Source organism: Orrella dioscoreae, from assembly GCF_900089455.2.
Classification (GTDB): domain Bacteria; phylum Pseudomonadota; class Gammaproteobacteria; order Burkholderiales; family Burkholderiaceae_B; genus Orrella; species Orrella dioscoreae.
Map to the genome: position 1 here is coordinate 1,545,123 of NZ_LT907988.1, position 18,335 is coordinate 1,563,457.

An 18,335-nucleotide genomic window follows, 5' to 3' on the forward strand; every position below is an offset into this window, starting at 1 on the left:
CGCTAATTCATGCATCTCTACGCCGGGCGGCTAAATCCAGCCCCTTCAGGCTGGACGGATTATATGCCGCTTTCCGCAATGCGCAAAGAAAACCCACCTTCCGCCCCCATTTATGCTGTCCGCATGGTCGAAGTGGAGGCGGAGTACGACGGCCAGCGCCTGGACAATTTCCTGCTGCGCCTGTGCAAGGGCGTGCCCAAGAGCCACCTCTACAAGGCCATCCGTGGCGGGGAAGTGCGGGTCAACAAGGGCCGCGCCTCGGCCGATACCCGCCTGTCCGCGGGGGACACGGTCCGCATTCCGCCGCTGCGCCTGCCCGAGCCGGGCGCGCCCCGGCCGGTGCCGGGCACGGAATTCCCCATCATCCATGAAGACGACGCCCTGCTCGTGGTGGACAAGCCCGCGGGCGTGGCGGTGCACGGCGGCAGCGGCGTGTCCTTCGGCGTCATCGAGCAGTTGCGCGCGGCGCGGCCCGACGCCCGGTTCCTGGAGCTGGTGCACCGGCTGGACCGCGAAACCTCGGGCCTGCTCATGATCGCCAAGACCCGCAAGGCGCTGCTGGCGCTGCACGAGATGCTGCGCGAGGGCGGCAGCCGCAAGCACTATTACGCGCTGGTGGAGGGCGACTGGGTCAACGACCGCCAGCACGTGAAGCTGCCGCTGCTGAAATGGACCACCAAAAGCGGCGAGCGCCGCGTGAAGGTGGATGCCACCGGCCAGCAGGCCCACACCATCGTCTCGCGCGTGCAGCGCTATGGCGGGCGCTACAGCCTGGTCGACGCCGAACTGCGCACCGGCCGCACCCACCAGATCCGTGTCCACCTGGCCGCCAGCGGCTTTCCCATCGTGGGCGACGACAAATACGGGCGCGACGAGACCCGCGAGGCATTCGCCCGCGCGGGCTTCGCGCGCATGTTCCTGCATGCCCGCTCGCTGGCGCTGCCGCACCCCGTCAGCGGCGAGACGCTGCAGCTCGAGGCGCCGTTGCCGCCAGCCTGCCAGGCGGTTCTCAAGCGACTGGAGACCGAATAGATGTCCGTGTTCCATCCTTCCATCCGTTTTTCGGCCCAGGAGGCCTGATGCAATACAGCCTGATCGTTTTCGACTGGGACGGCACGCTGATGGACTCCACCCACAGCATCGTCGCCGCCATCCAGGGCGCCTGCCGGGATCTCGACCTGCCCGTGCCCTCGGTGTCCTCGGCCAGCTGGGTGATCGGCCTGTCCCTGGAAACGGCCTTGCGCCGCGCGGTGCCGGATCTCACCGCGGCACTCATGCCGCGTTTCCTCGAGCGCTATCGCATCCACTACCTGACGCGCGATCCCGAGCTGCGCCTGTTCGAAGGCATCCCCGGGCTGCTGGACGACCTGGCCGGGCGCGAGGTGCGGCTGGCGGTTGCCACCGGCAAGAGCCGGGTGGGACTGGACCGGGTGCTGGCCACCACGGGCCTGGGGCCGCGCTTCGAAACCACCCGCTGCGCCGATGAAAGCTTCAGCAAGCCGCACCCGGCCATGCTGCACGAGATCATGGACGAGCTGGACGTGGCGCCTGATCAGGTGCTGATGGTGGGCGACACTTCGCATGACCTGCAGATGGCCGTCAATGCCGGCGTGCATGGCCTGGGCGTGACCTATGGCGCGCACACGCTGGATGATCTGGTGCGTTGCGGCCCGCAGGGCGTGGTCGGCGACGTGCCGGCCTTGCGCGACTGGCTGCTGGCGCGCGTGCGCTAGTCGCCCCAGGGCAAGGAACCCCGGGGCGGCGGGCCTGTCCAAGCGGACGGCGCGCGGCGCCCGGGCGCAGGAAGGTCTGATTCAGCCCCGGGTCATGCGTGTGGCGGTATCCTGACCTGTCGTCGTGCCGCCGGTCCGGCCAGGCATCTGCCGCCGGACATTACGGGAGCCTGCCATGCCCAGATCCAAGTCTGCTGTTTTCAAGACCCCCAGCGTCCCCGCCTCCGAGATCACCGACGAGGCCGTCTGGCGCGAGCGGCGCCGCTTCGTCGCCCAGGCGGGCCTGGTCGCGGCGGGCCTGGGTCTCGCGGGCTGGAGCCACCGGCAGGCATTCGCCCAGTCCGCGGCAGGCCTGGCGTTGCCGGGCAAGGCCAATCCCCAGTTCGCGCTGATGGATGCCACCACGCCCGAGTCCGACGTCACCACCTACAACAATTACTACGAGTTCGGCACCGGCAAGGGCGATCCCGCCCGCTACGCGGGTGCGCTGCAGACGCATCCCTGGCAGCTCAGCGTCGAGGGCGAAGCGGGCAAGCCGCGCACCTTCGCCATCGAAGACCTGCTGAAGCTCGCCCCCATGGAGGAGCGCGTGTACCGCCTGCGCTGTGTCGAGGGCTGGTCCATGGTCATTCCCTGGGTGGGGTATTCGCTGTCGGCGCTGCTGAAGCAGGTCGATCCCACCTCGCGGGCCAAGTACGTCGAGTTCGTCACCGCCAGGCAGCCCGGCAACATGCGGGGCCTGTCCTCGGGCGTGCTGGATTGGCCCTATGTGGAAGTCCTGCGCATCGACGAGGCCATGCACCCGCTGACCATGCTGGTCTTCGGTGTCTATGGCAAGACGCTGCCCAACCAGAATGGCGCGCCCTTGCGGCTGGCCGTGCCGTGGAAATATGGCTTCAAGTCGGGCAAGTCCCTGGTGGCGATCCGGCTGGTCGAGAAGCAGCCCGCCAGCAGCTGGATGCGCGCCGCGCCCCACGAGTACGGCTTCTATGCGAACGTGAATCCCGATGTGCCGCATCCGCGCTGGAGCCAGGCCACCGAGCGCCGCATCGGCGAGGGCGGGTTCTTCGCGCCCAAGCGCAAGACCTTGCCGTTCAATGGTTACGCCGAGCAGGTTGCCAGCCTGTACCAGGGCATGGACCTGAGGGCCAACTATTGACCGCCCGCCCTCCTGTGCCTGGCCGCGCGCGGCAATGAGAGGCCCGCCCGCATGGATGCCCGCCAGGTAGACCGCTGCAAGCCCCTGCTGTTCGTGCTGGGGCTGTTCCCGCTGGCGCGCTGGGTCTGGCTGGGTGTCACCGACCAGTTGACGGCGAATCCCATCGAGTTCCTGACCCGTTCCGCGGGCACCTGGACGCTGGTGTGCCTGATGGTGACGCTGGCGATCACGCCCTTGCGCCGCCTGCTGGGCATGCCCGCGCTGTTGCGGTGGCGGCGGATGTGCGGGCTGTACACCTTCTTCTATGCCACCCTGCATCTGCTGACCTGGGCCTGGTGGGACCAGGGCTTCGACCTGGCAGGCATGGTGGCTGACACCCTGCAGCGCCCCTTCGTGGCGGTGGGGCTGGCGGCCTTTTTCCTGATGAGCCTGCTGGCGCTGACGTCCACGCGTGGCTGGATGCGGCGCCTGGGCGGCAACTGGCAGCGCCTGCATCGCGCCATCTATCCCATCGGCGTGCTGGCCATCGTCCATTACTGGCTGCACAAGGCGGGCAAGAACGATTACGCCGAGGTGGTGATCTATGGCGGCCTGCTGGCGGCGCTGCTGGGATGGCGGCTGGTGGCGTGGTGGCGCGCGCGGCGGCTGGCTGCCGCCTGATCGCCGGGCGGCCCATTGCATGGGCCGGGGACGGTCCTTTGCGTTAAGCTTGCCCCCTTCCCGGCGGCCGCGTGGCGTCCTCGCGCGGCGGGGATCGTTATCGAGAGTTCGGTCATGGCCACCCCGTCTGGGTCCGGCCCCGCCCCGCGGGACCAGGATGCCGCGCTGCCGCCCCTGCGATTGGCGGATTTTTCCCTGTCCTCGATGGTGGCTGGCTTCATCTGCGTGCTGGTGGGGTTCACCAGCTCCATCGTCATCGTCTTCCAGGCCGCGCAGGCCAGCGGCGCCGGGCCGGCGGAAACCGCCTCGTGGATCTGGGCGCTGGGCATCGGCTGCGGGCTCACCTCCATCGGGCTGTCCTTGCGTTACCGACAGCCCATCGTCACGGCATGGTCCACGCCGGGCGCGGCCCTGATCGCGGCGGGCGCCATGGGCGCAACCTTGCCGCAGGCCACCGGCGCCTTCCTGGCGGTGGGGGCGCTGGTCTTCCTGTGCGGCATCACCAAGGGGTTCGAGCGCGCGATCTCGCGCATTCCCCTGCCCATGGCCTCGGCCATGCTGGCGGGTGTGCTGCTGCGCTTCGGCCTGGATGTCTTCGTCGCCATGCAGACGCGCCAGGCGCTGGTCCTGGGCATGTGCGTGGCCTACCTCGTCGGCCGCCGCGCCTGGCCGCGCTATGCCGTCCTGGGCGCGCTGCTCGTCGGCCTGGGCGTGGCCGGCGCGCAGGGCCTGCTGCATTGGGGCGACGTGCGCATCGCCGTGGCGGTGCCGGTGTTCACGATGCCCGAGTTCTCCTGGGACGTCATGGTGGGCGTGGCCCTGCCGCTTTTCATCGTCACGATGGCCTCGCAGAACGTGCCGGGCGTGGCGACCCTGCGCGCCGCAGGCTACAACGCCCCCATCTCGCCGCTGATTTCCTGTTGCGGCGCCGCCACGACGGTGCTGGCGCCTTTCGGCGGCTTCAGCGTGAACCTGGCCGCGATCACGGCTGCCATCTGCATGGGCCCCGATGCGCACGAGGACCGCAACAAGCGCTATACCGCGGCCATCTGCGCGGGCGGCGTCTATCTGCTGGCCGGGGTGTTCGGCGCGACGCTGGTGTCGCTGCTGGCGGCGTTTCCGCGCGAGCTGGTGATCGCCATTGCAGGCATCGCGCTCATCAACACCATCGGCAGCGGCCTGGCCACCGCCATGCGCGACGAGACGCAGCGCGAGCCGGCCATGATCACCTTCCTCATCACCGCCTCGGGCGTGACGCTGGGCGGCATCGGTTCGGCGTTCTGGGGACTGGTGGGCGGCGTGCTGACGCTGCTCGTGCTGCGCGCGCGCCGCGCCTGAGTCCAGGCCTGCGCAGGGCCTGGCGGCCTCAATCCGGCAGGCTTTCCAGGATGGCGGCGCTTTCGGCGTCGAAGGCGCCGTCGAAATCCGACGGGCGGTAATGCAGCTGGAAGGCCTTCAGCGCGCGCAGCGTGTCCTCGTCGGCCTGCCCGTGACGTGATGGCGCATACCCGACGCGCGCCAGTTGCGCCTGGAACCAGGCGACATCCGGCACGCCCTCACGCTGGTAGCGCGCCTGGCGTTCGGCGGCGGCCGCTTCGTCATACCAGCGCCCCAGGCCGGCCTGGGCCAGCGCCCGCCAGGGGAAGAGCGGGCCCGGGTCCAGCTTGCGCCCCGGCGCGATATCGCTGTGGGCCACGATGTTCCCGGGCGCGATGCCGTGGCGCCGGACGATGCCGCGCAGCAGTTCGGTCAGCGCCTCGATCTGCGAGGGCGAGTAGGGCGTGCGCCAGTGCAGGACGCCCGCCGCGTCGCGTTCCCAGCCCGGATTCACGATCTCGATGCCGATGCTGCTGTTGTTGAGCCAGGTGCGTCCGTGCCAGGCGCTGTCGCCGGCGTGCCAGGCGCTGCGGTTCTCGTCGACCAGTTGCAGGATGCGGGCGGGCGCATCGTCGGTGACGAGATAGTGGCTGCTGACGCGGCCCCGAGTCAGGATGGAGAGCGAGCGCTCGGTGCTGGCCGTGGTGTAGTGCAGCACCACGAAGCGCACGCGGCTGTTCTGCGAGACCGCCGTGTGGCTGGTGTCAATGGGATAGCGCGGGCCGCTTGCGCAGCCCGCCAGGACGGCCAGCGCCGCCAGGCAGGCAAGCGCGCGCAGGGGGCGGGCCGCCGCTTGCATCAGGCCGCCAGGAACAGGAACAGCGTGGCCTGCTTGTCCAGGTCCGGGGCCGGGCCCTGCTTCCACTGGGCGATGGTCTGCGTGCGGATCCACTCGGTGGGCGTGGTCAGCGAACGCGCGATGCATAGCCGCGTGTCGCCACGCAGGCTGGCCAGCAGCGTGCCGAACATGGCGCCGTTGCGGTAGGGGGTTTCGATCAGCATCTGCGTCTGATTGGCGCGGGCCGACTGTTGTTCCCAGGTTTTCAGCTGGTGGGCGCGTTCCTCGGGATTGACCGGGGCATAACCGTGGAAAGCGAAGCGCTGGCCGTCCAGGCCGCTGGCCATGAGGCCCAGCAGGATGGAGGAGGGCCCCACCCAGGGCTTGACCGTGTGGCCGCCTGCGTGCGCCAGTTCGACCACGCGCGCGCCGGGGTCGGCCACCGCGGGGCAGCCCGCCTCGGACACCAGGCCGATCTCGGCGCCGGCCTTCAGCGGCTTGATCCATTCACGCAGTTGCGAGATATCGGTGCGCGCCTCCAGCGTATGGATGGTGATTTCCTGGATGGGGCGCACGGCGCCCACCTGTTTCAGGAAGGCGCGCGCCGTCTTGGCGTTCTCGGCGATGTAGGTGTCCAGGCGCGCCGCCAGCGCCCGCGCATCGGCGGGCAGCCAGCTGTCGACCGGTGCGTCGCCCAGGCCGACGGGAATCAGGTGCAGGGTGCCGCTCTGCCTGCTCATCGGGCTGTTCGGCGCGCTCATGCCTGCTCCAGCTGGTCCAGCGGATCCAGGCCGAAGGCCGTCAGCATGTCGGTGAGCGCGATGAGCGGCAGGCCGATGATGGCCGTCGGGTCATCGCTGCGCATTTCCGCCATCAGCGCGATGCCCAGGCTTTCCGCCTTGGCGCTGCCGGCGGTATCGTAGGGGCGTTCCGTCCGCAGGTAGCGCGTGATGGCCGCATCCGTCAGCGTGCGGAAGCGGCACAGGGTGATCACGTCGCGGACGTCGTCGCGGCTGCCGTCGGTGACGGCCAGGGCGCTGTGGAAGGCGACTTCCTGCCCCGACAGCTGCCGCAACTGGGCGTGGGCCTGTTCGAAGCCGCCAGGCTTGCCGATGGGCTCGCCGCCGAGGGTGGCCACCTGGTCCGAACCGATCACGAGCGCGCCGGGGTGTTGCGCCGATACCGCGCGGGCCTTCGCGAGCGCCAGGCGCAGGGCCAGGGCTGCGGGCGCCTCGCCCGGCCGCGGCGTTTCGTCCACGTGTGGCGGCTCCGCAACAAAGGGCAGGCGCAGGCGCGACAGCAATTCCCGGCGGTAGATCGACGTGGAGGCAAGGATGAGCGCGGGGGCGGTCCGTGTGCCGGCAGAGGGGAGGCTCATGGCAGAGAGGGGCTCCGTTGACGTGGTCAGCTGAAACACAGTATTATCGCCCGTTTTGCGACGGTTTTGCAGCGTCCCCACGGCGCCCGCGCCCAAGGTTTTCCGTTGAGCATTCCCCTGGCTGAAAAGGCGGGTGGAATGTGCCGGACCAGGGCCAAGCAGCGCGCCAGGGCAAGGCCAGGAGGCAAGAATGAGCAATCCTGTCATGGACGAACACCAGAATGATGGCGGCAGCGATGGTGGCAACCGACGCGACGGCACAGGCCCCGGCATCAACCCGAGCAGCATGGATGTCTTCGAATTCATGCGGCTGGGGCGTCTGGCGCAGGGCCGCGTGGGACTGGGAAGGTTCCTGCGGCTGATGCAGGACCTGCCTGAGCAGCCTGCGGGCGAGCAAGGCGAAGTCTCGTGGGAGGCTCAGGGCGAGCGCGGTGCGCGTGGCGAGCAGTTGCTGCGCCTGCGTATCCAGGCTGCGCCCCGGGTCACCTGCCAGCGATGCCTGGGTGCATTCGCCTGGCCCGTGGACGCCGAGGTCCTGCTGCAGCCCGTGCTCAACGAAGCCGAGCTGGACCAGGACCTGCCGCAAGAAGAAGAGGATGTCGACGCGGACCTGCCCGAAAGGGTGTTGGGGTCGCGCCGTTTCGATCTGCTCGCGCAGATCGAGGACGAATTGATTTTGAGCATTCCCTATGTGCCGCGGCACCCGGTATGTCCGGATGGCCGTGGTGGCGACGATGCAGAAGATGCGCCGGCGCCGAAGCGTCCTTCGCCCTTCGGGGTGTTGGCGCAGTTGCAACGCAAGGACCCTGCCGACGAGTAGTCCGGCAGGAATGGATCAACCGCGGTGTCTCACCGCAAGCAAACACCGGGCCGCTTGTCGTACAATGCGCCCCGTTTCTAGGAGTCATCATGGCTGTTCAGCAAAACAAAAAGAGTCCCTCCAAGCGCGGCATGCATCGCGCCCACGACTTTCTCGTGAATCCCCCGACCGCCGTCGAGCCGACCACCGGTGAAGCGCACCTGCGCCACCACATCAGCCCCAACGGTGTCTACCGTGGCCGCAAGGTCCTCAAGACCAAGAACGACGAATAAAGCCGCAAGCCTGCTGCCTGCGCGCTGAATCCTGGCATCCGTGATACGTATTGCCATCGACTGTATGGGCGGTGACGCCGGCTTGCCGGTGACCGTGCCGGCCGCGCTCGAATTCGCGCGGACCCGTCCCGATACGCATCTGGTCCTGGTTGGCCTGTCCGACGCGATCAACGCGTGCCTGGACGCGCAGCGTGACGTCCCGCGCGAGCGCATCGAGGTGCTGCATGCGGCCGAAGTCGTCACGATGGACGACTCGGTCGAGGTCGCCCTGCGCCGCAAGAAAGAGTCTTCCATGCGGCTGGCTGCCCAGTCCGTCAAGGACGGGCGCGCCGACGCCTGCATCTCCGCCGGCAACACCGGCGCGTGGATGGCCATTTCGCGCTATGTGCTGAAGACGCTGGACGGCATCGATCGTCCCGCGATCGCCACGTCCATTCCGAACCAGACCGGCGGTGCCACCACCATGCTGGACCTGGGGGCGAACGTCGACTGCACGGCGGAGCACCTGCTGCAGTTCGGCATCATGGGTGCGGCGCTGGCGCAGGTCACCGAGCAGCGCGAGCGCCCCTCGGTGGGGCTGCTCAACATCGGCGAAGAGGTCATCAAGGGCAATGACGTGGTCAAGCAGGCCGCGGAGCTGTTGCGCGCCAGTCCCTTGAACTTCTACGGCAACGTGGAAGGTGACGACATCTTCAAGGGCACCGTGGACGTCATCGTCTGTGACGGCTTCGTGGGCAACGTCGTGCTGAAATCCGTGGAAGGCCTGGCCAAGATGCTGGGCAGCATGATCCGCGAGGAGTTCCAGCGCAACGCCTACACGCTGCTGTCGGGCGCCATCGCCAAGCCGGTCCTCAATAAATTCCGCCAGCGCGTCGACAACCGCCGTTACAACGGCGCGGCCCTGCTGGGCCTGCGTGGCGTGGTCATCAAGAGCCACGGTTCCGCCGACGCCTATGCTTTCGGTTTCGCCCTGCAGCGTGCCCATGAAGCCGTGGCAAGCGGGCTGCTTGCCCGCACCACGGCCAGCATCGCGCAGATGACGGCCGCTCGCAACGACCCCGCCACTGACGGGGCCGGTCCGATTGGAGAGTCCTCCCTATGACGCAGACCGCGCTTCGCGCCGCCGCGATCGCCGGTACCGGCAGCTTCCTGCCCGAGCGCATCGTCACCAATGACGACCTCGCCGCGGAGCTTGCCACCCGTGGCATCGAAACTTCCGACACCTGGATCACCGAACGTACCGGTATCCGCCAGCGCCACCTCGCCGAACGCGGCGTGGCCACCAGCGACCTCGCGACCGAAGCCGCGCGGCGCGCCCTGGCGGATGCGGGTGTCCAGGCCGATGAGCTCGACCTCATCATCGTCGCCACGTCCACGCCCGATTTCGTGTTCCCCAGCACGGCTTGCCTGGTGCAGGCCAAGCTGGGCAACAAGGGCGCGGCAGCCTTCGACGTGCAGGCCGTCTGCAGCGGCTTCGTCTACGCCATGTCCACGGCGGACGCCTTCGTGCGCGCCGGCCGCGCACGCTGCGCGCTGGTGATCGGCGCCGAAGTCTTCTCGCGTATCCTCGACTGGAACGACCGCGGCACCTGCGTGCTGTTTGGCGACGGCGCGGGCGCGGTGGTGCTGAAGGCCGCCGACGCACCCGGCATCCTTGCCGCCGAGCTGCATGCCGACGGCAGCCAGATGAACATCCTCTGTGCCGCCGGCAACGTCGCCTATGGCGAAGTCACCGGCGATCCCTTCCTGCGCATGGACGGCCAGGCGGTCTTCAAGCAGGCCGTGAATGTGCTGGAGAAGTCCGCGCGCCAGGTCTGCGCCGACGCCGGCCTGACGCTGGCCGACGTGGACTGGCTGGTCCCGCACCAGGCCAACGTGCGCATCCTGAATATGCTGGCGCGCAAGCTCGACGTCTCCCTCGACAAGGTCGTGGTCACGCTCGACAGGCACGCCAATACCTCGGCCGCCAGCGTGCCGCTGGCGCTGGACGCCGCGCGCCGCGATGGCCGTATCAAGTCCGGCCACGTCGTGCTGATGCAGGGCGTGGGCGGCGGTTTCACCTGGGGCTCGGTGCTGGCCCGCATGTCATAGGCTGCCATCCATGAAAATCGCTTTCGTCTTTCCCGGCCAGGGGTCGCAATCGGTCGGTATGCTCGATGCCTGGCAGGGCAATGCGGCCGTCGCCGACGCGCTGGCCGAGGCATCGCAGGCGCTGGGCCAGGACCTGGCTGCGCTGATCGCGCAGGGCCCGGCCGAGCAGCTCAATCTCACGACCAACACCCAGCCCGTCATGCTGGCGGCAGGCGCTGCCATCTATCGCGCCTGGATCGCGGCGGGCGGCTCAGCCCCGGCCATCGTGGCGGGCCACAGCTTGGGCGAGTACACCGCGCTGACCGCGGCGGGCTCGCTGGCGCTGGCCGACGCGGTGCGCCTGGTGCGCGTGCGGGCCGATGCCATGCAGGCTGCCGTGCCCGTGGGCACGGGTGGCATGGCTGCCATCCTGGGCCTGGATGACGACACGGTGCGCCGCGTTTGCGTCGAAGCTGCCCAGGCCGAAATCGTCGAAGCCGTCAATTTCAATGCGCCCGCACAGGTCGTCATCGCCGGCCACAAGGCCGCGGTCGAGCGCGCCTGCGAAGGCGCCAAGGCCGCGGGCGCCAAGCGCGCGCTGGTCCTGCCGGTGTCCGCGCCGTTCCACTCCAGCCTGCTCAAGCCCGCCGCCGATGTCCTGGCCGGTGCCCTGGCGCAGGTGGATGTTGCCGCGCCCGCCATCCCCGTGATCAACAACGTCGACGTGGCCGTGGTGTCCGAGCCCGCGGGCATTCGCGACGCACTGGTGCGCCAGGCCTGGCACGCCGTGCGCTGGGTCGAGACGCTGCGGGCCATGAAGGCCCAGGGCGTGACCCACGTCGTGGAATGCGGTCCCGGCAAGGTGCTGGCAGGCCTCACCAAGCGCATCGATCCCGAGCTCACCGGCCTGGCGATCACCGATCCGGCCTCGCTGGATGCGACGCTGGCGGCGTTGGCGCAAGCCTGATCCCGGTTCCAGTCCCGGTCCTGATAATCGAGCCGGCCATCGCCGGCAGCAAGTGAGAGTGAATCGAGTTATGGAACTGCAAGGTAAAGTCGCCCTGGTGACGGGCGCCACGCGCGGCATCGGCAAGGCCATCGCCCAGGAACTGGCCGCGCTGGGCGCGACCGTCGTGGGCACGGCCACCTCCGAGGCCGGCGCACAGGCCATTACCGAAGCGCTCGCGCCGCAAGGCGGCCGTGGCGTGGTCCTCGACGTCACCGACGTCGAGGCCTGCAATGCGCTGATCGACGTGCTGGGCAAGGAAGGCGGTGGTCCGCACATCCTGGTCAACAACGCCGGCATCACGCGCGATACGCTTGCGATGCGCATGAAGGACGACGATTGGGGCGCTGTCATCGACACCAACCTGGCCGCCGTGTTCCGCCTGTCGCGCGCTGTGCTGCGCAACATGATGAAGGCGCGCTGGGGCCGTATCATCAACATTACCTCGGTGGTGGGCGCCAGCGGCAACGCTGGCCAGGCCAACTACGCCGCCGCCAAGGCGGGCGTGGCAGGCATGTCCCGTGCGCTGGCGCGCGAACTGGGCAGCCGTGGCATCACGGTCAACTGCGTGGCGCCGGGTTTCATCGAAACCGACATGACGCGCGCGCTTGACGACGATCAGACGGCCGCGCTGCTGGGCCAGATTCCGCTGGGCCGCCTGGGCGCGCCCGCCGACGTGGCGCATGCCGTGGCGTTCCTGGCTGGCCCGCAAGCGGGTTACATTACCGGAACCGAGCTGCATGTGAATGGCGGCATGTACATGCAGTAAGCCGCAATTGCGGTGATTATGAATGCAGTAACTGGCGGCTTGTCGCCGTGCATGGGTAGACTCCATGCCGCACGCAGCGTCCTTTCGACCTGCCGGCATTGATGTCTGTGTTTTTGTCATCGTCAACGCGTGTATTCCTTTACGCTTGGCTATAATTCGCGGGATTTTTCCCATTTGGAGATCTGCATGGAAAGCATCGAACAGCGCGTCAAGAAGATCGTCGCTGAACAACTTGGCGTGAACGAAGCCGAGATCAAGAACGAGTCCTCCTTCCTTGACGACCTCGGTGCCGATTCGCTCGACATGGTCGAGCTGGTCATGGCCCTCGAAGACGAATTCGAGACCGAGATCCCCGACGAAGAGGCCGAAAAGATCACGACCGTTCAACAGGCCGTCGACTACATCAATTCGCACGCCAAGCAGTAAGCTGGCGCATGCATCCCCGGCTGGGCGTGTCATGCCCGGCTGCGAGGCGGTTCCGAGAAGTTCGCCGCGTGACGCGCAGGGTCACGGTTGCCCGCAAGCCTTCCGGCCTTGTGGGCGTTTCCCTGTGCTAGCCTCGACTCCTTTGAGCCGCCTTTTTTTGCCGTCATGCGCGGAACCCTCGGGTCCGCTTGCGGCATGGGACCTTTTTTTCTCAGAGTTAGGAGTCTTCCGTGAAGCGACGCGTCGTCATCACCGGCCTGGGTATCGTCAGCCCCGTAGGCAATGACGTTTCCACTGCCTGGGACAATATCGTCAACGGACGTTCCGGTATCGACCGCATCAGCCGCTTCGATCCGTCCGCCATGACCACCCACATCGCAGGCGAGGTCAAGGGCTTCGACGTGACGCAAGTCATGCCGGCGAAGGAAGCGCGTCAGATGGACACCTTCATTCATTACGGCGTGGCCGCCGGCGTGCAGGCCTGGCAGGACTGCGGCCTGGAAGTCACCGAGGCCAATGCCGACCGTATCGGCGTGATCGTCGGTTCGGGCATTGGCGGCCTGCCGCGCATCGAAGAAACCCAGACCGATTATCTCGAGAAGGGCCCCCGCCGCATTTCGCCGTTCTTCGTGCCTGCCTCGCTGATCAACCTGATCTCGGGCCAGCTCTCCATCCGCTACGGCATGAAGGGTCCCAGCTACGCGGTGGTGTCCGCGTGCACGACGGGCCTGCACTGCCTGGGCGATGCGGCTCGCCTGATCGAGTATGGCGACGCCGACGTGATGGTGGCCGGCGGCGCCGAATCCACCGTCTCGCCCCTGGGCATCGGCGGCTTTGCCGCGATGCGCGCGCTGTCGACCCGCAATGACGATCCCAAGACGGCCTCGCGCCCCTGGGACCGTGACCGCGACGGCTTCGTGCTGGGCGAAGGCGCCGGCGTGCTGGTGCTGGAAGAATACGAACATGCCAAGAAGCGCGGCGCGCGCATCTATGGCGAGTTCGTCGGCTACGGCATGAGCTCGGACGCGCATCACATCACCGCGCCCGACCGTGACGGTCCGCGTCGCGGCGTGCTCAACGCCCTGCGCAATGGCGGCCTGAATCCCGAAGACGTCCAGTACGTCAACGCGCATGGCACGTCCACGCCGCTGGGCGACAAGAACGAATCCGAGGCGCTCAAGCTGGCCTTCGGCGACCATGCCAGGAAACTGGTGGTGAATTCGACCAAGTCCATGACGGGCCACTTGCTGGGCGCCGCGGGCGGCATCGAAGCGGTCTTCACGACGCTGGCCGTGCACAACCAGGTCTCGCCGCCCACCATCAACATCTTCAACCAGGATCCGGAGTGCGACCTGGACTACTGCGCCAACGAGGCGCGGCAGATGAAGATCGACGTTGCGCTGTCGAACTCCTTCGGGTTCGGCGGCACCAACGGCTCGATGGCCGTTCGCAAGGTTTGAGCGTGAGCGCTGCGGGCCGCGCGCCGTGGCGTCTGCACGTGCCGTTAGGCACGCCTCGCCCTTGGCGGGCGCTGGCTGGCGCGACGTGCCTGGCGGGCGCCTCCCTGCCGGCCGGGTTGCTGCTGCAAGGCGGCGCCTGGCCCTGGGGCGTTGCCATGCTGGCCATCGGCTTGTTTGCCGTGGCGGCCCTGCGTCGAGGCGGATCCACTGACGTGACGAGCCTGGCCGTGGCCAGCCGTGGACCTGACTGGCATCTTGGCCGGGCAGGCCAGGGCTGGCGCTCGGCGCGGCTGGTTGGCGCCTGGCGCGGACCAGCCTGGCTCACGCTCAGGCTCGACGGGGCAGGCCTGCAACAGGCAGAGCATCTCGTGATCTGGCGCCATGGCATGGCGCCTGGCGCCTGGCGTCGTTTGTGCGCCGCAGCATCGGCCGCCCTGGCGCGCCCTGCCTCGGGGAGGGCGACGTGAGCGAACGCGACGCCGATGCCGAACTCGTCGCGCGCGTGCAGCGCGGCGACAAGAAAGCTTTCGACCTGCTGGTCCTGAAGTACCAGCGCAAGATCATGCGCCTGCTGTCGCGCATGATCCGCGACCCCTCCGATATCGAGGACGTGGCCCAGGAAGCCTTCATCAAGGCTTACCGGGCGCTGCCGCAGTTCCGCGGCGAGAGCGCGTTCTATACCTGGCTCTACCGCATCGCGGTCAACACGGCCCGCAACTGGATGGCCTCGTCCGGCCGCCGTCCCAGCGCGCCCAATGCGATCGAGTTGGAAGATGGTGAAACTTTTAACGAAACCGACAGCCTAAGCGACATCAGCACCCCGGAATCGGTGGTGGCCAGTCGGGAAATAGCCCAGACGGTCAATGCGGCGATCCAGGACCTCCCCGAGGAACTGCGCACCGCGATCGTCCTGCGTGAGATCGAAGGCATGAGCTATGAAGATATCGCGCAGAGCATGGACTGCCCCATCGGAACCGTCAGGTCGCGGATTTTCCGCGCCCGAGAAGCGATCGCAGCCCGGCTGCGTCCTTTGCTAGACAGCGATCCAGACCGTCGCTGGTGAGTAGTGGTAAGGAGTCCAACGTTATGCAGACCGCAACCAGACAACCCATCGAATCCGCTTCCAATACCCATTGGGGGGAGACGCTTTCCGCCTACCTGGACGGCGAGCAGGTGGAGAACTGGCCCGTCGACCTGGATACCCCCGCGGGGCGCCAGACCTGGGACACCTACCACCTGATCGGCGACGTGCTGCGCAATCCCGAACTCGCGATCCAGCCCAGCCAGGCCTTCAGCACGCGCCTGTCGCGTGCCATCGAGGACGAAATGCCCATCGTGGCCGCACCGCGCCGCAGGCACCTGCGCGTGGGCCTGTCCGGCCTGGCCGTGGCCGCCGCCGTGGCTTCGGTGGTGTGGGTGGCGCAACCTTATCTCAACCAGGAGCCCGGCTCCGTGCAGGTGCTTGCCGAAGCCACACCCGGCGCGGGCGCATCGTCGCCGGCCCTGGGCGCCTATCTGGAAGCCCATCGCGAAGTCGCCGGCCCCAGCGCCGTTCGCCAGGTGTCGTTCGAGCCCGGAGCCATGCGTTGATGGGCATGATCGTTCGAGCCCGGGAGACTTCCTCCGGGCCCGCCCGCGCATTCCTCTGGCGCCCCACGCGCCGCCGCTTCGGCTCGGGTGCCGCCCTCATTGCCCTGCTGGCTGCGTTGACCGCCGCGCATCACGAAGCGCTGGCCGCCGATGCAACGGGCGCGGCGTCGCAAGACGAATCGGTCATGCTGTTGGCGCGCATCCAGGATGCCGCGCGCACGCTCGACTACAGCGGCGTCTTCACCTATCAGCAAGGCGAATTCATCCAGTCCTCGCGCGTCACGCACGTCATCGACGGCACCGGCGAACGCGAGCGCCTGGAAGTGCTGGACGGCCAGCCGCGCGAATACCTGCGCCATAACGACGAGGTGCAGTGCCTCATCCCCGAAAAGAAGACCGTGTTGCTGGAGCGCCGCCGTGGCGATCGCTTCCCGGGCCTTCTGCTGGGCGACCCCGCCGCCTTGACGGCGCACTACGACATCCGCGCCGAGGACAAGCTGCATCGCGTGGCGGGCCGTGAATGTCAGCTCGTGCGCATCGAGCCGCGCGACGACCGCCGTTATGGCTACAAGCTCTGCGCCGACACCAGGACGCATCTGCTGCTGAAGGCGCAGACGCTCAGCACCGACCGCGGCGTTGTCGAACAGGTGGCCTTCACGTCGCTGCGCCTGGGCGCCGACGTGCAGCCGGCCCTGCTCAAGACGGAGTGGGCGACGCGCGACTGGACCGTGATCGAACCGGACCTGAAGACCGTCGACCTGGCCGCCAAGGGCTGGCGCATCCCCGCCCCGCCCGGCTTCGACATCAAGATGCAGGTGGCGCGCCTCATGGGCAAGCGCGAGGCGGTCAGCCAGCTGGTGCTGACCGACGGCCTGGCGGCCATCTCGGTCTTCATCGAGCCTTACAACAACGCCCACCAATCCGAGCAGCCGCGCGGGCTGGTGCGTAGCGGCCCCATCAATGTCTATGGCACCCGGATCGCCGATTTCTGGGTGGTTTTCCTGGGCGAAGTCCCGCCTGCCACGCTCCAGCAGCTGGCCGAGGCGACGGAGTACGTCCCACTGGCGGCGCCTCAATAAGGTAAAGGCGTCCGCCTGCGTATCTTGCCCATGCCTGGGCGCACTGGAGCGTTATTCATGCGATTCCAAACCCTGACCCAACCCTCTCTGCGCCGGCTTCAGGCCACCGCGCTGGCCCTGGCGCTGGTGTCTGGCGGCGTGCTGCTGCACCACGCACCGGTGGCGGCGCAAGCGGCGCCCGCCGCCGCTTCAGCCCCCGCGGTGGCGGCGCCTACGGCGGCGGCCCTGCCTGATTTCACCACCATCGTCGAGAAGGCTGATCCGGCGGTGGTGAACATCCGCACCACGGCCACGGTGCCTGTGCGCCGCGGCCCTGGCGGCGGCAACGATCCCTACGAGCTGTTCCGCTTCTTCTTCGGCCCCGACTTCCAGCCGCCGGGCATGCCGGGCGCGCCGCGCCAGGCGCCGCCGCGCGACCAGACGCCGCCCGCCGAGCGTTCGGTGCCGCGTGGCCTGGGGTCGGGCTTCTTCATTTCCGATGACGGCTACATCCTCACCAACAACCATGTGGTGGCCGACGCCAACGAGATCTTCGTCACCCTGACCGATGGACGCGAGTTCAAGGCCAAGGTCATCGGCACCGATGAGCGCACCGACGTGGCGCTCATCAAGGTCGATGCCAAGGGCATGGCGACGCTGCCCATCGGCGATGTGAAGGCCCTGAAGAAGGGGCAGTGGGTGCTGGCCATCGGTTCGCCCTTCGGCCTGGACTCCACCGTCACCTCCGGCATCGTCAGCGCCATCGGCCGCGACACCGGCGAATACCTGCCGTTCATCCAGACCGACGTGGCCGTCAACCCAGGCAATTCGGGCGGTCCGCTGCTCAACCTGGGCGGCGAGGTGGTGGGCATCAATTCCCAGATCGTGTCGCGCAGCGGCGGTTTCATGGGCATCTCGCTGGCCATCCCCATCGACGAGGTCATGCGGGTGGTCGAGCAGCTGAAGGCTTCCGGGCGCGTGACGCGCGGCCTGATCGGCGTGCAGATCGGCGAAGTCAGCAAGGATGTGGCCGATGCCATCGGCCTGCCCAAGGCCGAAGGCGCACTGGTGAGCGGCGTGCAGCCGGAAGGCCCCGCCGATGCGGCCGGCGTGCAGCCGGGCGACGTCATCCAGCGCTTCAACGGCCAGGCCATCAACCGCTGGTCCGATTTGCCGCGCATCGTCGGCGAGACCAAGCCGGGTTCCGACGTGGCGATGGAAGTCTGGCGCAAGGGCAAGAACCAGACGCTGAAGGTCAAGGTCACCGAGATGGAGGCCAAGGGCGGCGCCGCGGCGGCGGCCAAGGAAGAAAGCCAGGCCAAGGCCAGCAATGCGCTGGGCCTGGCGGTGACGGCCGTGCCCGCCGAGATGCAGCGCAAGCTGCGCATCAAGGGCGGTGTGCTGGTGCAGTCGGCCGAGGGCGTCAGCGCCGCGGCGGGCCTCACCCAGGGCGACGTGGTGTTGGCGATCAACGACACCGACGTGACCAGCCCCGAGCAATTCGCCAAGCTGGCAGCCAAGGTGGACAAGGAGCGGGCGGTCGGCCTGCTGGTGCGCCGAGGCGATCTGACCCAGTGGGTGGCCGTGCGTCCGGCCAAATAGTCCAAGACCGGCTAAAATAGCTGGTTGCCGCAAAAGGAGGGGGCGCATGGCGCCCCCTCTGTTTGTCAAGGCCAGAGGGCGCGGCGTGTCCGCCGCGCCGCCGTCTGTTGCGCCGTGCCGCTGCTTGCCTTCCCAGCCGCGCCGCCGCGACGCCTGTAACAGGCGCGGCGTCCCGGC

At 68.1% G+C, this 18,335-nt stretch carries 21 protein-coding genes; 18 read left to right on the forward strand and 3 right to left on the reverse strand.

Annotated features, from left to right (window positions below):
• Nucleotides 1-63: 63 nt before the first annotated feature.
• From ODI_RS07165 to ODI_RS07185, 5 genes are all read left to right on the forward strand, one after another.
• Complete coding sequence (locus ODI_RS07165) at nt 64-1,032, forward strand: RluA family pseudouridine synthase (RefSeq protein WP_098020865.1); 969 nt, start codon at nt 64-66, stop codon at nt 1,030-1,032.
• A 47-nt stretch (nt 1,033-1,079) separates the two neighbouring features.
• Nucleotides 1,080-1,733, forward strand: coding sequence for an HAD-IA family hydrolase (locus tag ODI_RS07170; RefSeq protein WP_067755723.1), 654 nt, complete (start codon nt 1,080-1,082; stop codon nt 1,731-1,733).
• Nucleotides 1,734-1,908: 175 nt separating this feature from the next.
• A complete protein-coding gene (gene msrP, locus ODI_RS07175; RefSeq protein WP_067755726.1) occupies nt 1,909-2,892 on the forward strand; it encodes a protein-methionine-sulfoxide reductase catalytic subunit MsrP in 984 nt (327 codons plus the stop codon).
• A gap of 51 nt (nt 2,893-2,943) precedes the next feature.
• Complete coding sequence (locus ODI_RS07180; RefSeq protein WP_067755729.1) at nt 2,944-3,552, forward strand: protein-methionine-sulfoxide reductase heme-binding subunit MsrQ; 609 nt, start codon at nt 2,944-2,946, stop codon at nt 3,550-3,552.
• 114 nt (nt 3,553-3,666) lie between these two features.
• Nucleotides 3,667-4,890: a benzoate/H(+) symporter BenE family transporter gene (locus tag ODI_RS07185; protein ID WP_082985371.1), complete on the forward strand. Its 1,224-nt coding sequence runs from the start codon at nt 3,667-3,669 to the stop codon at nt 4,888-4,890.
• Between the two features lie 28 nt (nt 4,891-4,918).
• Here the strand turns inward: ODI_RS07185 and ODI_RS07190 are convergent, their stop codons facing one another.
• Genes ODI_RS07190 through ODI_RS07200 form a run of 3 tightly spaced genes read right to left on the reverse strand, consistent with a single transcriptional unit; the run spans nt 4,919 to nt 7,085 of the window.
• Nucleotides 4,919-5,728: an N-acetylmuramoyl-L-alanine amidase gene (locus tag ODI_RS07190; protein WP_082985372.1), complete on the reverse strand. Its 810-nt coding sequence runs from the start codon at nt 5,726-5,728 to the stop codon at nt 4,919-4,921.
• Complete coding sequence (locus tag ODI_RS07195) at nt 5,728-6,468, reverse strand: SAM-dependent methyltransferase (RefSeq protein WP_231968212.1); 741 nt, start codon at nt 6,466-6,468, stop codon at nt 5,728-5,730. Before ODI_RS07195 ends, ODI_RS07190 begins: the two co-directional genes overlap by 1 nt.
• Nucleotides 6,465-7,085 carry a Maf family nucleotide pyrophosphatase gene (locus tag ODI_RS07200; protein ID WP_067755731.1) on the reverse strand — a complete coding sequence of 207 codons (621 nt, stop codon included), beginning with the start codon at nt 7,083-7,085 and terminating at the stop codon, nt 6,465-6,467. Before ODI_RS07200 ends, ODI_RS07195 begins: the two co-directional genes overlap by 4 nt.
• Nucleotides 7,086-7,371: 286 nt before the next feature.
• Here ODI_RS07200 and ODI_RS07205 point away from each other — a divergent pair, with 286 nt between their 5' ends.
• The 13 genes from ODI_RS07205 to ODI_RS07265 all read left to right on the forward strand — a co-directional run bounded on the left by ODI_RS07205 (nt 7,372) and on the right by ODI_RS07265 (nt 18,158).
• Nucleotides 7,372-7,905 (forward strand): YceD family protein, encoded by a 534-nt coding sequence (locus tag ODI_RS07205; protein WP_067755792.1) that lies wholly within the window; start codon nt 7,372-7,374, stop codon nt 7,903-7,905.
• 89 nt (nt 7,906-7,994) lie between these two features.
• Nucleotides 7,995-8,177 (forward strand): 50S ribosomal protein L32, encoded by a 183-nt coding sequence (gene rpmF / locus ODI_RS07210; RefSeq protein ID WP_067755734.1) that lies wholly within the window; start codon nt 7,995-7,997, stop codon nt 8,175-8,177.
• Between the two features lie 40 nt (nt 8,178-8,217).
• Nucleotides 8,218-9,279, forward strand: coding sequence for a phosphate acyltransferase PlsX (gene plsX / locus ODI_RS07215; protein ID WP_067755737.1), 1,062 nt, complete (start codon nt 8,218-8,220; stop codon nt 9,277-9,279).
• Nucleotides 9,276-10,268 (forward strand): beta-ketoacyl-ACP synthase III, encoded by a 993-nt coding sequence (locus ODI_RS07220; RefSeq protein ID WP_067755740.1) that lies wholly within the window; start codon nt 9,276-9,278, stop codon nt 10,266-10,268. The genes plsX and ODI_RS07220 overlap by 4 nt, the downstream gene beginning before the upstream one ends.
• Nucleotides 10,269-10,278: 10 nt before the next feature.
• Nucleotides 10,279-11,214, forward strand: coding sequence for an ACP S-malonyltransferase (gene fabD / locus ODI_RS07225; protein ID WP_067755743.1), 936 nt, complete (start codon nt 10,279-10,281; stop codon nt 11,212-11,214).
• A 70-nt stretch (nt 11,215-11,284) separates the two neighbouring features.
• A complete protein-coding gene (fabG, locus tag ODI_RS07230; protein ID WP_067755746.1) occupies nt 11,285-12,022 on the forward strand; it encodes a 3-oxoacyl-ACP reductase FabG in 738 nt (245 codons plus the stop codon).
• A 186-nt stretch (nt 12,023-12,208) separates the two neighbouring features.
• The gene (gene acpP, locus ODI_RS07235) at nt 12,209-12,448 is read left to right on the forward strand and encodes an acyl carrier protein (protein WP_067755749.1); all 240 of its coding nucleotides are present in this window, start codon (nt 12,209-12,211) and stop codon (nt 12,446-12,448) included.
• A 230-nt stretch (nt 12,449-12,678) separates the two neighbouring features.
• Nucleotides 12,679-13,908, forward strand: a complete 1,230-nt coding sequence (fabF, locus tag ODI_RS07240) for a beta-ketoacyl-ACP synthase II (RefSeq protein ID WP_067755752.1) — start codon at nt 12,679-12,681, stop codon at nt 13,906-13,908.
• Between the two features lie 2 nt (nt 13,909-13,910).
• Entirely contained in the window at nt 13,911-14,375 is a 465-nt protein-coding gene (locus ODI_RS07245) for a hypothetical protein (RefSeq protein WP_157929736.1), read from the forward strand.
• Nucleotides 14,372-14,971 (forward strand): RNA polymerase sigma factor RpoE, encoded by a 600-nt coding sequence (rpoE, locus tag ODI_RS07250; protein ID WP_067755795.1) that lies wholly within the window; start codon nt 14,372-14,374, stop codon nt 14,969-14,971. The genes ODI_RS07245 and rpoE overlap by 4 nt, the downstream gene beginning before the upstream one ends.
• A gap of 23 nt (nt 14,972-14,994) precedes the next feature.
• Nucleotides 14,995-15,498 carry a sigma-E factor negative regulatory protein gene (locus ODI_RS07255; RefSeq protein WP_067755757.1) on the forward strand — a complete coding sequence of 168 codons (504 nt, stop codon included), beginning with the start codon at nt 14,995-14,997 and terminating at the stop codon, nt 15,496-15,498.
• Between the two features lie 5 nt (nt 15,499-15,503).
• A complete protein-coding gene (locus ODI_RS07260; protein ID WP_098020989.1) occupies nt 15,504-16,577 on the forward strand; it encodes a MucB/RseB C-terminal domain-containing protein in 1,074 nt (357 codons plus the stop codon).
• A 57-nt stretch (nt 16,578-16,634) separates the two neighbouring features.
• Nucleotides 16,635-18,158, forward strand: a complete 1,524-nt coding sequence (locus ODI_RS07265; RefSeq protein WP_082985373.1) for a DegQ family serine endoprotease — start codon at nt 16,635-16,637, stop codon at nt 18,156-18,158.
• The last annotated feature ends 177 nt before the right edge of the window (nt 18,159-18,335 follow it).

Coding starts and splice junctions, on each gene's coding strand:
- ODI_RS07165 (WP_098020865.1), top strand. CDS start 64: ATGCCGCTTTCCGCAATGCGCAAAGAAAACCCACCTTCCGCCCCCATT.
- ODI_RS07170 (WP_067755723.1), top strand. CDS start 1,080: ATGCAATACAGCCTGATCGTTTTCGACTGGGACGGCACGCTGATGGAC.
- msrP (WP_067755726.1), top strand. CDS start 1,909: ATGCCCAGATCCAAGTCTGCTGTTTTCAAGACCCCCAGCGTCCCCGCC.
- ODI_RS07180 (WP_067755729.1), top strand. CDS start 2,944: ATGGATGCCCGCCAGGTAGACCGCTGCAAGCCCCTGCTGTTCGTGCTG.
- ODI_RS07185 (WP_082985371.1), top strand. CDS start 3,667: ATGGCCACCCCGTCTGGGTCCGGCCCCGCCCCGCGGGACCAGGATGCC.
- ODI_RS07190 (WP_082985372.1), bottom strand. CDS start 5,728: ATGCAAGCGGCGGCCCGCCCCCTGCGCGCGCTTGCCTGCCTGGCGGCG.
- ODI_RS07195 (WP_231968212.1), bottom strand. CDS start 6,468: ATGAGCGCGCCGAACAGCCCGATGAGCAGGCAGAGCGGCACCCTGCAC.
- ODI_RS07200 (WP_067755731.1), bottom strand. CDS start 7,085: ATGAGCCTCCCCTCTGCCGGCACACGGACCGCCCCCGCGCTCATCCTT.
- ODI_RS07205 (WP_067755792.1), top strand. CDS start 7,372: ATGGATGTCTTCGAATTCATGCGGCTGGGGCGTCTGGCGCAGGGCCGC.
- rpmF (WP_067755734.1), top strand. CDS start 7,995: ATGGCTGTTCAGCAAAACAAAAAGAGTCCCTCCAAGCGCGGCATGCAT.
- ODI_RS07220 (WP_067755740.1), top strand. CDS start 9,276: ATGACGCAGACCGCGCTTCGCGCCGCCGCGATCGCCGGTACCGGCAGC.
- fabD (WP_067755743.1), top strand. CDS start 10,279: ATGAAAATCGCTTTCGTCTTTCCCGGCCAGGGGTCGCAATCGGTCGGT.
- fabG (WP_067755746.1), top strand. CDS start 11,285: ATGGAACTGCAAGGTAAAGTCGCCCTGGTGACGGGCGCCACGCGCGGC.
- acpP (WP_067755749.1), top strand. CDS start 12,209: ATGGAAAGCATCGAACAGCGCGTCAAGAAGATCGTCGCTGAACAACTT.
- ODI_RS07255 (WP_067755757.1), top strand. CDS start 14,995: ATGCAGACCGCAACCAGACAACCCATCGAATCCGCTTCCAATACCCAT.
- ODI_RS07260 (WP_098020989.1), top strand. CDS start 15,504: ATGATCGTTCGAGCCCGGGAGACTTCCTCCGGGCCCGCCCGCGCATTC.
- ODI_RS07265 (WP_082985373.1), top strand. CDS start 16,635: ATGCGATTCCAAACCCTGACCCAACCCTCTCTGCGCCGGCTTCAGGCC.